General features: G+C 43.8%; 10 protein-coding genes. 9 read left to right on the forward strand and 1 reads right to left on the reverse strand.

Features of this window, described 5'->3' with window-relative positions; genetic code table 11:
• The first annotated feature begins 96 nt into the window (after nucleotides 1–96).
• From H5125_RS18525 to H5125_RS18550, 6 genes are all read left to right on the forward strand, one after another.
• The gene (locus tag H5125_RS18525) at nucleotides 97–273 is read left to right on the forward strand and encodes a DUF3012 domain-containing protein (protein WP_101085081.1); all 177 of its coding nucleotides are present in this window, start codon (nucleotides 97–99) and stop codon (nucleotides 271–273) included.
• A 44-nt stretch (nucleotides 274–317) separates the two neighbouring features.
• Complete coding sequence (locus tag H5125_RS18530) at nucleotides 318–728, forward strand: hypothetical protein (protein WP_162024407.1); 411 nt, start codon at nucleotides 318–320, stop codon at nucleotides 726–728.
• A 175-nt stretch (nucleotides 729–903) separates the two neighbouring features.
• Complete coding sequence (locus H5125_RS18535; protein WP_409085905.1) at nucleotides 904–2,202, forward strand: efflux RND transporter periplasmic adaptor subunit; 1,299 nt, start codon at nucleotides 904–906, stop codon at nucleotides 2,200–2,202.
• A 16-nt stretch (nucleotides 2,203–2,218) separates the two neighbouring features.
• The gene (locus tag H5125_RS18540; protein ID WP_182744973.1) at nucleotides 2,219–5,419 is read left to right on the forward strand and encodes an efflux RND transporter permease subunit; all 3,201 of its coding nucleotides are present in this window, start codon (nucleotides 2,219–2,221) and stop codon (nucleotides 5,417–5,419) included.
• A 188-nt stretch (nucleotides 5,420–5,607) separates the two neighbouring features.
• Complete coding sequence (locus H5125_RS18545) at nucleotides 5,608–5,982, forward strand: BlaI/MecI/CopY family transcriptional regulator (protein WP_182744974.1); 375 nt, start codon at nucleotides 5,608–5,610, stop codon at nucleotides 5,980–5,982.
• Complete coding sequence (locus tag H5125_RS18550) at nucleotides 5,982–7,199, forward strand: M56 family metallopeptidase (protein ID WP_182744975.1); 1,218 nt, start codon at nucleotides 5,982–5,984, stop codon at nucleotides 7,197–7,199. Before H5125_RS18545 ends, H5125_RS18550 begins: the two co-directional genes overlap by 1 nt.
• Nucleotides 7,200–7,260: 61 nt before the next feature.
• Here H5125_RS18550 and H5125_RS18555 read toward each other — a convergent pair whose 3' ends face one another.
• Nucleotides 7,261–8,469: a potassium/proton antiporter gene (locus H5125_RS18555; RefSeq protein ID WP_101085086.1), complete on the reverse strand. Its 1,209-nt coding sequence runs from the start codon at nucleotides 8,467–8,469 to the stop codon at nucleotides 7,261–7,263.
• A 302-nt stretch (nucleotides 8,470–8,771) separates the two neighbouring features.
• Here H5125_RS18555 and H5125_RS18560 point away from each other — a divergent pair, with 302 nt between their 5' ends.
• The 3 genes from H5125_RS18560 to H5125_RS18570 all read left to right on the forward strand — a co-directional run.
• Entirely contained in the window at nucleotides 8,772–9,146 is a 375-nt protein-coding gene (locus H5125_RS18560; protein WP_182744976.1) for a hypothetical protein, read from the forward strand.
• Nucleotides 9,147–9,363: 217 nt separating this feature from the next.
• Entirely contained in the window at nucleotides 9,364–12,198 is a 2,835-nt protein-coding gene (locus H5125_RS18565; protein WP_182744977.1) for a hypothetical protein, read from the forward strand.
• 84 nt (nucleotides 12,199–12,282) lie between these two features.
• The coding region (locus H5125_RS18570; RefSeq protein WP_182744978.1) for a TonB-dependent receptor domain-containing protein at nucleotides 12,283–14,894 on the forward strand (2,612 nt) is incomplete at its 3' end.

Here is a 14,894-nt window from a genome sequence, read left to right on the forward strand (position 1 = left end):
TTCCCAGTAGCTAATTGTCACAAATTACTGCAAAATTCATCTACAAAGGTCAACAGGACCTAGTACTGATTTTATTATTTTAGAAAAGGATAGCTTATGTCATTGTCAAAGTTGTTTGCCGTATCAAGTGCGTTATTGTTAACTCTTAGCTTATCGGCATGTGCTCCTGAAGTGGGTAGTGAAGCTTGGTGTAAGCAAATGAAAGAAAAAGAAAGTGGTGATTGGACTGCCAATGAAGCAGCCGATTACGCCAAGCACTGCGTATTTAAATAATATCGTTTAGGAGTGGGTGGTTGAGTCATACCGTTTTGCCTTTTATGGCTAACATAGCCAAATTATTGATTGCTTTAGTGCTACTGCAATTTGTGGGCGCCAATTTAGGTGCGCATCAATTACATGTGGGCAACAGCAACGAAGAGCAAAATAACCATCCACATCTTCAATTTACTACCGAAGTGATCAGCCTTGCTGAATGTGCCGATTGCGCTTGTGCACTCGATGGTTCATCACTGCATTCGGTTAATGATGATCATCAACATTTTGATACTATTACTGATTTTGAGAAAGTTGATGTGTGTTTAGATTGTCAGTGTCATGGTGGTCATGTGGCACTTGCTAAGCTTAACGATAATGTTGTTAGTGAACATTTTCATGACCTTTTTGCCGATACCAAACTGAACTATTTACCTCCTGAGTCTTTCCCTACTTATCGTCCTCCTATCGTTTAATCCCTTTAAAGCACGTTTTTACTGTTTAGCTTCACCTCTATATTCGCTTTCATTGCGCTAATGAATGCTTTTTTGCATTCCATTATGGCGTGATATCTCGCTTGTAATGACGGTGGCTAAGCCTATTTCCGTTGATATTTATTGTCGACGGTCTAGATTGTTTTTAGGATTAACCATGAAAATCAAATCAGTCCAAGTACTACCTTTATTGGCAGCGTTGAATGCCAACGCTATGTTGAGTCATTCAGTGAATCATTTTGTGAATCGTTTTGTGAATCATGCTCAGTTAAATATTCTGCCAGGCACTCGCTCCATCTCTCTGCCAAGCATTCGAAAATCTTACCGCATGAACTCCAGCGTTTCGCGAGCATTATTGTTCAGTGTAGCGCTATTGCTATCATTATTTGCACTGTTTAGTTCGCCTGTGCAAGCCAGCAATGAATCAACAGAGGCGGTTCATCAAGAGTCGTTGTTAACCTTAAGTGCTGAGCAGCGCCAACTCGCGGGAGTGGAAGTGGCACAGTTAAGTGCGACCGCGTTTAATTTACAGGCCGTTGCCACCGCTCAGCTGGTTGTTGATAAAGACAAAACTATCACCATAGCGCCGCAATTAGATATGCAGGTGCTTAAGCGCCATGTGGTGCCAGGACAACAGGTGCAAAAAGGCCAACCATTATTGACTATCGGCGGGGCAGATATTGCTGCGGCGCAAGCTGACTACGTTAATGCAGCAACGGAGTGGGATCGCATAAAGCGCATGAGCAAAGGAACGATTAGTGCTAGTCAGCGGATGCAAACTGAGGTCAATGCAGAGCTTAAACGTGCCATTTTACAGTCGGTAATGATGTCCAAACAACAGATAGCCGAGCTAGCAACGTCGCCAAGTTCAATTGGTCAGTTTCAGTTGTTGGCTCCTATAAATGGTCGGGTTCAGCAAGATATTGCCACCGTAGGACAAGTGCTAACCGCGGGCACACCTTTGATGCAACTAACCGATGAATCGTATTTGTGGGTGGAGGCTGAACTGACGCCATTACAAGCAGATCAAGTCAATATGGGCACCGATGTTTTAGTACGAGTGGGAAGCCGTACTCGAGAGGGTGTCATTATTGGGCGTTCACATGAAATTAACTCGCAAACCCGCACAGAGCAAGTATTAGTGCGTATGGCAAACCCCGGCCATGACTTACATGCAGGCGAGTTTGCCGAATTATACCTCGCAGCAAATCAGGGGGCAGAGCCGCTTGGATTTATTGTGCCAGATGCGGCGTTAACACGCAGTGGTGACGGTGACTGGCAGGTGTTTATAGAGCAAGACGGTGGATTTAATGCCGTAGAGGTTTCTGTGGTGGAGCGTCAACGCGGACTGAGTTTTATTCGTGGTTTAGTACCACAAACTCGCGTTGTTGTATCTGGTGCTTTTTTCTTAGCATCTGAGCAAGCCAAATCTGGCTTTGATATCCATAACCACTAAGCGCTAAGGCATCATAATGTTATATAAATTAATTGAGATTGCCGTTGAAAAGCGGTTATTGGTGTTACTTGGATTACTGGCCACTGTGGTGGCATCGGTATTCATGTTACCGAAGTTAAATCTAGATGCGTTTCCGGATGTCACCAATGTGCAGGTGACCATTAATACTGAAGCGGAAGGTTTGGCGGCAGAAGAGGTCGAGAAGCTGATTAGCTATCCTGTCGAATCGGCAATGTATGCATTACCGGCGGTGACCGAGGTGCGTTCATTATCACGTACTGGCTTATCGCTAGTGACCGTGGTGTTTGCCGAAGGTACTGATATTTATTTTGCACGTCAGCAAGTGTTTGAACAACTGCAAGCTGCAAAAGAGTCGATTCCTGCCGGTGTCGGCACCCCTGAAATTGGCCCGAATACTTCAGGTTTAGGGCAAATTTATCAATACATTTTACGGGCCGAGCCCGAAACCAATATCAGCGCATCTGAGCTGCGGAGCTTAAATGACTATTTAGTGAAGCTGATTTTAATGCCTGTGAGTGGGGTGACTGAAGTGCTGTCATTTGGCGGCGAGGTGTTGCAATACCAAGTGCAAGTTGATCCTAATAAACTGCGCAGTTATGGCTTGTCGATGACCCAAGTTAGCCAAGCATTGGAAAGTAATAACCGTAATGCTGGTGGTTGGTTTATGGACCAAGGCCAGGAGCAATTAGTGGTTCGTGGTTATGGTTTGTTGCCCGCTGGCGACGCAGGCTTACAAGCCATTGCCGACATCCCGTTAACCGAAATCAATGGCACGCCAATACGAGTAGCCGACATTGCTAATGTGGCTTTTGGTAGCGAAATAAGAGTCGGTGCAGTGACCATGTCGCGCAGGCAGGCAGCGGCTAATGGCTCGTCGTCCGATGTACAAGCGCTAGGTGAAGTGGTTGCAGGCGTTGTGCTTAAACGCATGGGCGCCAATACCAAAGCCACTATTGATGACATTAATTCACGTATTAGTTTAATTGAACAATCCTTGCCAAAAGGAGTGTCATTTGAGGTGTTTTACGACCAAGCGGATTTAGTCGATAAAGCGGTCACGACTGTGGTTGAAGCGCTATTGATGGCCTTTGGATTTATCGTGATTATTTTGGCGTTATTTCTGGTCAATATACGGGCGACATTGTTGGTATTATTGTCGATCCCAGTGTCGATCGGGATCGCGTTATTGATCATGTCTTATTACGGCATGTCAGCTAATTTAATGTCTTTAGGTGGCCTTGCTGTTGCGATCGGTATGCTAGTTGATGGCTCAGTGGTGATGGTTGAAAACATCTTTAAACATGTTAGCGGCGAAACTGGCGTCAACCAATCAGCTGATGTTCATTTTGATAGTGATGTTGATAGTGATAGTGATGCACAAACCCAAAGTATGGCGATTAGGATCATGCTGGCGGCAAAAGAAGTGTGCAGTCCTATCTTCTTTGCAACAGCGATTATCATCGTAGTATTTATGCCGTTATTTGCCCTAGAAGGTGTAGAGGGTAAATTATTTCAACCTATGGCCGTGAGCATTATTCTCGCCATGATGGCGGCATTAGTGGTGGCGTTATTTGCGGTGCCTGCATTGGCGGTGTTTCTATTTAAACGCGGTATTGTGGTGCGTCAAAGCAAGGTGTTGGCCCCCATTGACGCAGTCTATCGACGAGTACTGACACTGGTGCTATCAAGCCCTAAATCAGTGATGTTAGCGGCAGTTGTTTTGTTTGCTGCAAGCATGCTGTTATTGCCAAAGTTGGGCACTGAATTTGTGCCTGAATTAGAAGAGGGCACCATCAACTTACGGGTGACATTGGCGCCTACAGCCAGTTTGGCTACTTCGGTTAACGTTGCGCCTAAAATTGAAGCCATGCTGCTGGAGTTTCCTGAGGTGGAATATGCGTTAAGTCGAATCGGGGCACCCGAACTTGGCGGCGACCCTGAGCCTGTGAGTAATATTGAAATATATATTGGCCTTAAACCGATAGAGCAATGGACATCGGCAAGCAATCGCTTTGAGCTACAGCGTTTAATGGAGCAACGGCTAGCGATATTCCCAGGACTATTGCTAACCTTCTCACAACCGATAGCGACTCGAGTCGATGAGTTGTTATCGGGCGTTAAAGCGCAGTTAGCGATTAAGATATTTGGTCCCGATTTGAGCATCTTGTCGGAAAAAGGTCAGGTGTTAACCGATTTAGTCGCTGCCATTCCTGGGGCGGTTGATGTGTCGCTAGAGCAAGTCAGCGGTGAAGCTCAGTTAGTGGTTCGACCTAAACGTGAAGTCCTTGCTCGCTATGGTATTAGCGTCGATGAAGTCATGAGTTTAGTCACTCAAGGTATTGGTGGTGCCAGTGCTGGCCAAGTGATTGATGGTAATGCCCGTTATGACATTAACCTGCGATTAGCTGCGCAATATCGTAATGCGCCAGATGCGATTGAAGACTTGCTACTCAGTGGTGCTAATGGCGCGATTGTACGTTTGGGCGATCTCGCTGATGTGGTGATTGAAATGGCACCGCCGAATATTCGTCGTGACGATGTACAGCGCCGAGTGGTGGTGCAAGCCAACGTATCGGGGCGTGACATGGGCTCGGTAGTCAACGATATTTATGCCATTGTGCCGCAAGCGGAGTTACCTGCTGGCTATACGGTTGTGGTGGGCGGCCAATATGAAAACCAACAACGGGCACAACAAAAGCTAATGTTGGTGGTGCCCATTTCTATCGCACTTATTGGCTTATTGCTGTATTTCTCGTTTGGGTCACTCAAACAAGTGGCATTGATTATGGCTAACGTGCCATTGGCATTAATCGGTGGCGTAGTGGCTTTATATGCCACTGGCACCTATTTGTCGGTGCCCAGTTCAATCGGCTTTATCACCTTGTTTGGTGTTGCGGTGTTGAATGGTGTGGTGCTGGTGGACTCGATTAACCAGCGCAGACAATCAGCAGATGAAAGTCTGTACGACAGTGTTTATCAAGGCACGGTAGGGCGGTTACGTCCGGTGTTAATGACGGCACTCACCTCTGCATTGGGGCTGATCCCTATCTTGTTATCATCTGGTGTGGGCAGTGAAATTCAACAACCATTAGCGGTGGTGATCATTGGCGGCTTGTTTAGCTCAACGGCTTTGACTTTACTGGTGTTGCCGACGGTTTATCAGTGGTTGTATCGAGATAAGTTATCATCGAGATAAAGCCAATTAGCTAAATAACATTTCAATTTTAAGCCTAATTATCTGATTAGGCTTTTTCATTTTTATTCGTAAATTGCTCGAAAATAAACCTTGCTTATTTATGATTACAGTTGTAATTTAAATAAATGGATTACACCTGTAATCCATTTTCAGCCTAACAAGTACTAACAACAAATGAGCGATATCGCATGAAAGAAATCAGCAATAGTGAATTAGTCGTGTTGCAGCAGCTTTGGCAGCAGTCGCCATTAACCTCGAGTGAAGTGGTTGATGCATTAGAACAAAGCCATAACATGCATGAAAAAACGGTTAAAACTTTGCTTAATCGTTTAGTCAAAAAGCAAGCCGTCAGTTTTGAAAAACAAGGCCGGGTTTACCATTATTCGCCATTAATTGCTGAGCAGGACTATACCGTTAAAGAGTCGCTTTCTTTTGTGGACCGCATGTTTGCTGGCAAGTTAACCCCATTGGTTGCCGGTTTTGCACAAAAGAACAAGCTGTCGGCAGAAGATGTCGCCGAACTGCAAACCTTACTTGATGATTGGCAAAAGGAACAAAAGTGATGATTACTTGGTTTATGGAACAAACCATCTCATTGAGCGTGGTGTGTTTGGCTTTACTGGTAATGCACCGGTTTATATTGTCTAGAGTTGGGGCGCACTATACCTATTTTATGTGGATATCAGTGCCACTATTAATCATTGCCGATTTACTGCAAATAATATTACCGCACACCGTTAACTGGTTTGGCAGTAATAATACTGCCTCAATCATCCAGCAGTATTATGTGTTTGCTAGCGATACCGCTGCGTTGTCAGCAGGCTTACTTGACCTGTTATACCTGCCTTACCTCTACGGTGCAGTTATCACGTTATTGGTCGCTAATATCGTGATGGAATATGGCTATCTACAACGGTTAATCCAGCATGGACGTCAGCTAGATATTCCTTCTGTAAAGCTTAACGTATTAGTCCATCCAGATATTGAATCACCTATGCTCGCAGGGTTTATTACCCCCAGTATTTTAGTCCCTAATAGTTTTATGTTACTCGATGAAAGCCAGCAGCAAGCCATTATTCAGCACGAGGTGTATCACTATCAACGTGGTGATTTATGGGCAAATGCCTTGGCTTATGGATTAACCGTATTGTTTTGGTTCAATCCGTTGATATGGCTGAGCTACCGCCGATTTAGACAAGATCAAGAATTGTCATGTGATGCACAAGTCACTGCCGATATGAAAGCCCAAGCTAAAATTGCCTATAGCAGAACACTATTGGCCTATTCACAGCATGCGCCGTTGGGCATGTTACACACCCATTATGGGGATAAAACCATCTTAAAAGAGAGGATCTTACAGATGAAAAAGCAACATGGAAAAAGCACCTTAGCATTAATTGGAATGACATTGGCTATTGGTGTTAGTGCCTTTATGTTTAATCAGCAGGTATTTGCAGGCAATAATCTCAGCATTGAAAACAAAACCGACTCTATGGCAATGCCTGTGATAAGAATTGAGCCTAGCTATCCAATTGATGCCGCTAAAGAAGGGCTTAATGGCTATGTGCAAATGTCATTTGATATCAGTCAAAATGGCAGTGTGAACAATGTGAGAGTGACCAAGTCGTCGCCGAAACAAGTGTTTGATGCATCGGCGGTTGCGGCGCTTGAACAATGGAAGTATCAACCCTCTGCAACTGGGTTTAAAGACCTACAAGTACAGTTAGACTATGTGATCCATCAGCCTGATAAATCAGTTGAGAGAATCACTGTAAAATAACCTATATCAAAGATACTGAAAATGATTCAATGCCTCATTGTTATGGGGCATTGAATCATTTTTATAGATCAGGATTTTTGGGCTGCAGTTTTAGGCCTAGTTTATTGGCTAGCGGTTCAATTGCGGCGCCTTGAACAATGACCGAAATCAGTACAATGAAAAACACCATGTGGATCATTTCACGCGACCCCTCTACTCCTGCCGCAGCGGGAATAAGCGCAAAGACAATTGGCGTAGCACCTTTTAATCCGATCATAGAAACAAACAAACGTTTGCGCCAATTAGCTTGTTTAAATGGCAAGTAGCACAGCTGTACAGCCAATGGGCGCGCGACGACAATAAGTAATATGGCCGGGAGCAATGATGCCATGAACACCGGCATTAATTGCTGCGGGAATATCTGTAAGCCTAAAATGATGAACATTAATGACTGCGCTAACCACGATATACCATTAAAGAAATGCTTACTGACTTCAGCGCCCTTCTTTAAATAGTTGCCGATGATCACCCCAGCAATATAAACCGCAATAAGTTCGTTACCACCTAAGATTTCGGTACTTGATACTGTAATGGCAAAGCTGGCCAAAATAAAAACAGGAATAAGTCCGAATTCAGGCAGTTTAATGTTATTAAGTGCCCAAACGGCTAATTTACCCATTATTAACCCAACGACAGCCCCAACACCAATTTGCTGGCCGAGACTCGATATCACTGAAAGTGCTGTGGGTGCGCCGTTGGCACTATTGATAATAAAGTCGGTTAACATCACCACCATTAACAAGGCTACAGGGTCGTTGGTAGCTGATTCGAATTCTAAAATGGTGCCCGTACCGTGTTTTAATTTAAGTTTTTTCGACTCTAAAATAGAGAATACGGCCGCAGCATCAGTAGACGACACTACCGCGGCGAACAACATGCAAGTAATAAGGTTAAAGTCGAGTAACGCATTAAGGATAAAGCCAAAAATAATGGTAGTGAATATCACCCCAGCAGTGGATAACATGCCACCTTCTTTCCAAGAAAACTTAATGTGTTTCATTGGGGTATTGAGGCCACCGACAAATACTATGGTGTTTAATGCTAAGGTGCCGATAACTGACGTCAGTTGCAGGTCGTCGTATACAAAACCAAATTCACCATTGCCAAATGCCAAGCCGACACCCATAAAGATTAATAATGACGGTAAGCCTAATGTTTTAGAAGGGTGATGGAGTAAAATGCCAATAGCAATAAGTATGGAGATCCCTAAAATAATAATATCTGATGGCATATGGGCACTCCTTGTGTGATGAAGATTGTATCAAATGGCTATTTTAGCATTAAAATCGCCTAAACTTACTTTATGAGCATTTATTAATATTTTTTTATATTCTTATAATCAATTTGATTAATGTCATTATCGTGTGTTTATTAGACTATACAAGTGTAATAAATAGCCACTCGCATTAACCTTTTTTGTTAACACATCTTGCTTAATCATCTTGTTGATAGTGGATGCGACATTTTTAGTTAACAAATTACCTCATTAGTGAGGTGTTAATATTAGCGTAAGCAGCATCACTCGGAGTTAACATGGCCATATTCATTAGCTTGTGGGGCGTAATCACATTCAGTTTTGGCCTGTTCATGATGCTGGCTCCAGCGCATTTTGCAGACCAAATTGTTCGTTTTAGCCATCAACGCTATTTCCATTACATTGAAATTATATCTCGGTTAGTTATTGGGGCGGTCTTACTGCTCGATGCGCATAACACTTCATCACCATTAGTGTTCGAAGTGATAGGTAATTTATTGTTTATTATTGCAATTATTCTTGTTTTTATGACCGAAAAACATCACAAACAGTTTGCCTTATGGTCTGCCTCCTATTGTGTCAAAGCATTTAGACCCGCGGGATTTTGTGCCATCATTTTTGGTTTGTGGACCGTTTATGTTAGCTATTATTAAGTTGATTAGGTCTAAAACGTTATATTTTCGCTTTTTTTGTTAAAAATTTATGCCATTCAAATCTCCTCCTAAGGTGCATAGCCATTGGATTTGCACATTTCTGTCATGTTAATGAAATGTGACTGTCATGTTTACGCAGTCTTTTTGTCATTTTTGCAGGTTAGCTTGTCATCCAGCCAACTAACTCACACGCTTAAATCCGTCTTCGGAGATGACAATGGAACTGAAAAACATTTTTAAACTTACTGCACTTTCTACAGCCCTTGCTGCAACATTAGGGCTCGCTGGTTGTGGTGGTGATATTAATATCAATGCGGGTAGCGATACTGTTACACCGACTACGCCAACAACTCCAACTACACCCACTCAGACAGTTCAAGAAAAATCATACAGTGGCTTTGCAACTAAAAGCACCACAATGACAGCCGTTGATGGTAAAGAAGTTTGGGTATTAAAAGGTACGTTAGCTCCTTCTACTGCAGCATCAACGATTACCACGGGTGGCCAAGATGGCGACAAAATAGTGTTAGGTAATGACGTTGTATGGCAGCTTGATGGCGCAGTGATTGCCGGTGGCGATAATGCTAACGCGGTTGAGTTATCAATATTACCGGGCACCAAAATCTTAGGTGGCAGTGATTCTTATTTAGTGGTTAGCCGCGGTTCAAAAATCATGGCTGACGGTACGGCAACAGCGCCAATCGTATTTACGTCTGTTGAAACGGCTTTAGGCCAAGAAGGTAAAGCGGGTCAGTGGGGTGGTTTAGTGTTATTGGGTAATGCGCCAGTAAACACCTGCCCAGATTTAACCAATTGTTCAGCGTCTTTTGAAGTGGGTAACCACAGCTACGGTGGTAATGATACCGAAGACAATTCAGGTTCAATCAAGTATGTACGCGTTGAGTTTGGTGGTTTCAAAATCAATGACACCCAAGAAATGAACGGTATTAGTTTTGCCGGTGTGGGTGCGGGTACTGAAATTGACCACGTACAAGTTCACATGAATAACGATGATGGTTTTGAATTCTGGGGCGGTAATGTTTCAGTAACAAATATCGTACTGACAGAAAACTTTGATGACTCGTTAGATTGGACAAACGGTTGGCAAGGTAGCGCGCAGCACGTTTATATTCGTCAAGCGGACAATGCTTCTAACCGTGGTATTGAAGCTGACAGTAACAGTGACGCAAGTGCTGTACCTATGTCAAAACCAGTGTTAGCCAACTTTACTATTCAGGTTGCTAATGGCACCAACAGTGGTGGTGACGATGCGGAAGGTATTTTATTCCGTAAAGGCACTGGCGTGAATACTTATAACATTCTTGTTAAAGGTGACGTTGATTCTGGCGAATGTTTAGAGGTTAACGACGACAATACCGTTAACAACGCCAACACCGCTGAATTGACGATGCAAAACAGCTTAATTGACTGTGTTGAACCGTTTAAAAGTGCCAAGGCAGATGCTGCAGAAGGCCGTGCTTTAGCGCTAGATGTAGAAGCTTGGTACAACGGTCAAGACGGTAACTTAGTTGCCGCTTCTGATTTAACTGATTACATGCCTAATTCATCATCTGTTGCATTAACGGCTGGTAAGGCTGATTTGGCTAACCTTGATGCGCGTTTGGTAAATGCCAACTATATTGGTGCATTTGATGGCACTAACGACTGGACTAAAGGCTGGACTACAGCTATTCATGACGATGTGACGCCAACGCCAACTGAATTGCCAGTATTAACTTCTTGTCCTGTAGGCACAACAGCTTCAGCAGCGGCAACAGGGTTATATAAAGATGCATCAATCACGTTAATTTGTACCCTTGAAGGCAATGTCTTAAGCAACACGACGCTTCTCGCTGGCCAAAACGTAATGTACAAAATTGATGGCGGTGCAGTAGTAGTAGGTGGTGATAACACAACACCTGCAACATTAGCCATTCAAGCGGGTACTAAGCTATTCGCGACATCTAACAGTTTTATCGCGGTGAGTCGTGGCTCAAAAATTATGGCTCAAGGTAGTGCAACTCACCCAATTGAAATGACCTCTGAAGAAGATGTTATTGCGGGTGCAAGTGGCGAACGTGGTCAATGGGGTGGTTTGGTTATTCTAGGTAATGGTTTAACCAACACATGTCCTGATCATAATGCTTGTTCAGCGTCGTTTGAAGTCGGTGACTTCCCGTACGGTGGTAACAACAATGCTGATAACAGCGGTCAAATCAGCTACGTAGTGATTAAGTATGCTGGCTTTAAAGTGAATGATACTCAAGAAATGAACGGTATCTCATTTGCGGCAGTGGGCAGCGGAACTCAAGTAGACCATATTCAAATTCACGCTAACGGCGACGACGGTGTTGAGTTTTGGGGTGGTGCAGTTAACTTGAAATATGTTTACTTAACTGCCAACTTCGATGACAGCTTAGATTGGACTAACGGTTGGACAGGTAAAGCACAGTTTGTGTATATCACTCACGAAGACGGTAATGCTAACCGTGGTATCGAAGGTGATAGCCATAAAGGTGCTACGGATACGCCGGTGTCAGCGCCTAAATTAGCTAACTTCACTATTTTACCGGGTACAGATATTGCTAACGCAAGTGGCGATAAAGGTGAAGGTATCTTACTACGTGTTGCTACTGCAGGTGAGTTATACAACGTGCTAGTACAAGGTCGTAAAGGCACTACTGCTGAAACTGAGTCTGGCGAATGTTTAGAGTTAGATGGCTCTTACGCTGGTTTAGTCGACAACGTAAACAACAGCACTTTGACTATGTCTCATTCAATTATCGACTGTAACGAGCCCTTTAAGTACAGCTCTGATAATGCCGCAACAGCAGACGCTGTGAATGTTGAAACCTGGTTCATGGGCCAAGAAGGTAACTCAACAGCTGCAGTGACTATCACTGACGGTATGCCAGCAGCTACAGATACAACGCTACTTGGCAAAGGTAAAGACTTAAGCACAGATGATAGCTTCTTCGAATCAACCAACTTTATTGGTGCATTCGATGGCCAGAATGACTGGCGTCAAGGTTGGGCTTACTTTCCACAGTAATCACCTCGATAACATTAATCTGTGACCTATTAATAGCCGCCCGCAAGGGCGGTTATCTCTGAACCGCATACAGGATAGTTAAGTATGAAAACCAAGCCGAGTTTTACCGTTAATAAGTTAAGCCTTGCCATTATCTCTGTGATTTCTGCGGCGACACTATTAACAGCTACCCCCGTATACTCGCAAGAACCAGCGCCTGTTCGTGATCCTGGTGAAGTGATTCCAATTGAACCGATAGAAGTGATTTCAGTTACTGGGCGTCTACGTAGCTCTGCATCAGAAGCAACTGAAGAACGTCGTGAACAAATTGCTGTAGCCGATATTATGGGCTCAGAACAAATTTCAAGAACCGGTGACGGTGATGCAGCCGCAGCGCTTCGTCGTGTGACAGGTTTAACCTTAAAAGATGGCAAATTCATTTATGTTCGTGGCTTAGGTGAGCGTTATTCAAGTACCTCACTGAATGGCGCGACAGTGCCGTCACCGGATCCAACCCGTAACGTAGTGCCTTTAGATATGTTCCCAGCATCGATCATTGAATCGTTATCGGTGCAAAAGTCTGCCTCTGCCAATTCACCTGCCGCATTTGGTGGTGGGCATGTTGATATTCGCACTAAATCAATTCCAGCCGATTTCTTCTTTAAAGCAAGTGTTGGCGGCCGTTATAACACCAATGACTCAAACGACAGCTACACCTACAACGGTGGTGGCGATGATTGGACCGGCCAAGACGATGGCACTCGCAGCATGCCAAGCAACATTAATAACACCATTAATCAATATGGTGGAATTAGCCCGATTGATATCGTGAGTAATTCTAATGGCGCTATAAATTACCCAGCAGCACAACAAGTTAACCGCGAATTGGCACTAGACATGTACCGCGATATGACGGTGCGCAGCCAAAGTACAGACCCTGCAATGCGCGGCGATATCGCCATTGGTGATCGTTGGGACATTACCGACGACATTATCTTTGGTGCATTGTCAGCCGTGTCTTACAAGAAGCAAGCTGAAAACTACACTAAACGTGAAGTTGAGCTTGATGGTGATAGCAGCCAAGTACAAGTTGAAAACCAGAAAGACATCGTCGGTACTGATTCAATAGTCCAAGTGTCTGGCATGCTTAACTTAGGCTTAGAGATTGGCTACAACCATAAAATCGAAACCTTCACCACTTACCTGCAAGACACTTCCGATGACGTGTCTATGGGGATTGAAGAAACCATCGATACCTTGGGCGAACCAAATGCACTGCAAGTTTACGCCATTGATTACGAAGAACGTTCGCTTATCAGTAACCAAATTAAAGGTCATCATTTTATTGAATATTTGAATGACTCTGAATTTAATTGGAAGTTCTCCGATGCACGTTCTGAGCGTTATGCCCCGAATGAAGTGTCGTATACCTACAACGTGATTTTAGATGAGAGCAATCAATTATTATCACGTAACCTCAATACTCAAGATGCACCCAAGTATGTTTATAGTCGCCTAGAAGATGACAGCCAAAACTATGGTTGGGACTTTATGTACCCCATTAATCTAGACGGTGCAGTGGTTAAACTGACTACCGGCTATGAATACTTTGAGCGTACTCGCGAAAGCTATGCAACTCGCTTAGGTTTTGATGTCGATTTAAGCCCAACTGATGCCAATGGCGCTATTTTAGCGGGTGATTTTGATGAGATTTTCTCTGATAAAAACATTACCGACAATACCTTAGGGCTAGAGCTAAAAGACGCATCAACTGACACCGAAGACTATATTGCCGCCGAGAAAAACGACGCTGCATTTGTGAGCATGGACATCGACTTTGACGATGTTTGGCGCGTCTATGCTGGTATTCGTTATGAAGATTTTCGTCGCGTCACTTTGCCTATCGACCCAAATGGTGAAATATCAGATGAAGGTGGTCGTTATCAGTTATCTGACTACGTGATAGCAGAAGACGGTTGGTTCCCATCGTTGTCATTAACCTGGAAGCAAACCGACACCACCCAATGGCGTTTTGGCGCGAGTAAAACCATTGTACGACCAGATCTACGTGAAGTGTCACCGGTTCGATTCCAAGACCCCGTTACCGGTTTTGACTTCTTCGGTAACCCAGAGTTAAAGAGTTCAGACATTCTTAACTTAGATTTACGTTGGGAATACTATTCTGATTCAGGCAATAATTTCAGCATGGGCGCATTCTATAAAGATGTAGACGCACCGATTGAACCTATTCAACGTATTTCAGAAGCTGGGCGTCAGCTCAAGTTTTATAACGCGCAGTCGGGCTATGTGTACGGCCTTGAAACCGAGTTCTTACAAGAGCTTGAATTTTTGGGTAGTGATGGCAGCATTTGGGAAGACTTCTTTGTTGCGGGAAACTTAACCCTTGGCGACTCAGAAATCGATATCGCTGCTAACGGCGAAATTGACCCAACCAATAAAACCCGCCGCATGACCGGACATTCACAATGGGTGGCTAACTTGCAGTTAAGTTACGACTCGTCAGACAGTTATCACAGTGCCACATTAGTGTATAACGTGTTTGGTGAACGTATTGCTTATGGTGGTCGTGGAGGTTTAGACGATGTATTTGAAAAGCCATTCCATAGCCTTGATTTTACGTATAGTTTCTTCCCGACAGATAGTTTTACGGTAAAAGTAAAAGCGAAAAATATCTTAGGTGAAACTACTGAATACGA

The organism is Shewanella sp. SR44-4 (assembly GCF_014163715.1).
Classification (GTDB): domain Bacteria; phylum Pseudomonadota; class Gammaproteobacteria; order Enterobacterales; family Shewanellaceae; genus Shewanella.

Coding starts and splice junctions, on each gene's coding strand:
- H5125_RS18525 (WP_101085081.1), top strand. CDS start 97: ATGTCATTGTCAAAGTTGTTTGCCGTATCAAGTGCGTTATTGTTAACT.
- H5125_RS18530 (WP_162024407.1), top strand. CDS start 318: ATGGCTAACATAGCCAAATTATTGATTGCTTTAGTGCTACTGCAATTT.
- H5125_RS18555 (WP_101085086.1), bottom strand. CDS start 8,469: ATGCCATCAGATATTATTATTTTAGGGATCTCCATACTTATTGCTATT.
- H5125_RS18535 (WP_409085905.1), top strand. CDS start 904: ATGAAAATCAAATCAGTCCAAGTACTACCTTTATTGGCAGCGTTGAAT.
- H5125_RS18540 (WP_182744973.1), top strand. CDS start 2,219: ATGTTATATAAATTAATTGAGATTGCCGTTGAAAAGCGGTTATTGGTG.
- H5125_RS18550 (WP_182744975.1), top strand. CDS start 5,982: ATGATTACTTGGTTTATGGAACAAACCATCTCATTGAGCGTGGTGTGT.
- H5125_RS18565 (WP_182744977.1), top strand. CDS start 9,364: ATGGAACTGAAAAACATTTTTAAACTTACTGCACTTTCTACAGCCCTT.
- H5125_RS18560 (WP_182744976.1), top strand. CDS start 8,772: ATGGCCATATTCATTAGCTTGTGGGGCGTAATCACATTCAGTTTTGGC.
- H5125_RS18545 (WP_182744974.1), top strand. CDS start 5,608: ATGAAAGAAATCAGCAATAGTGAATTAGTCGTGTTGCAGCAGCTTTGG.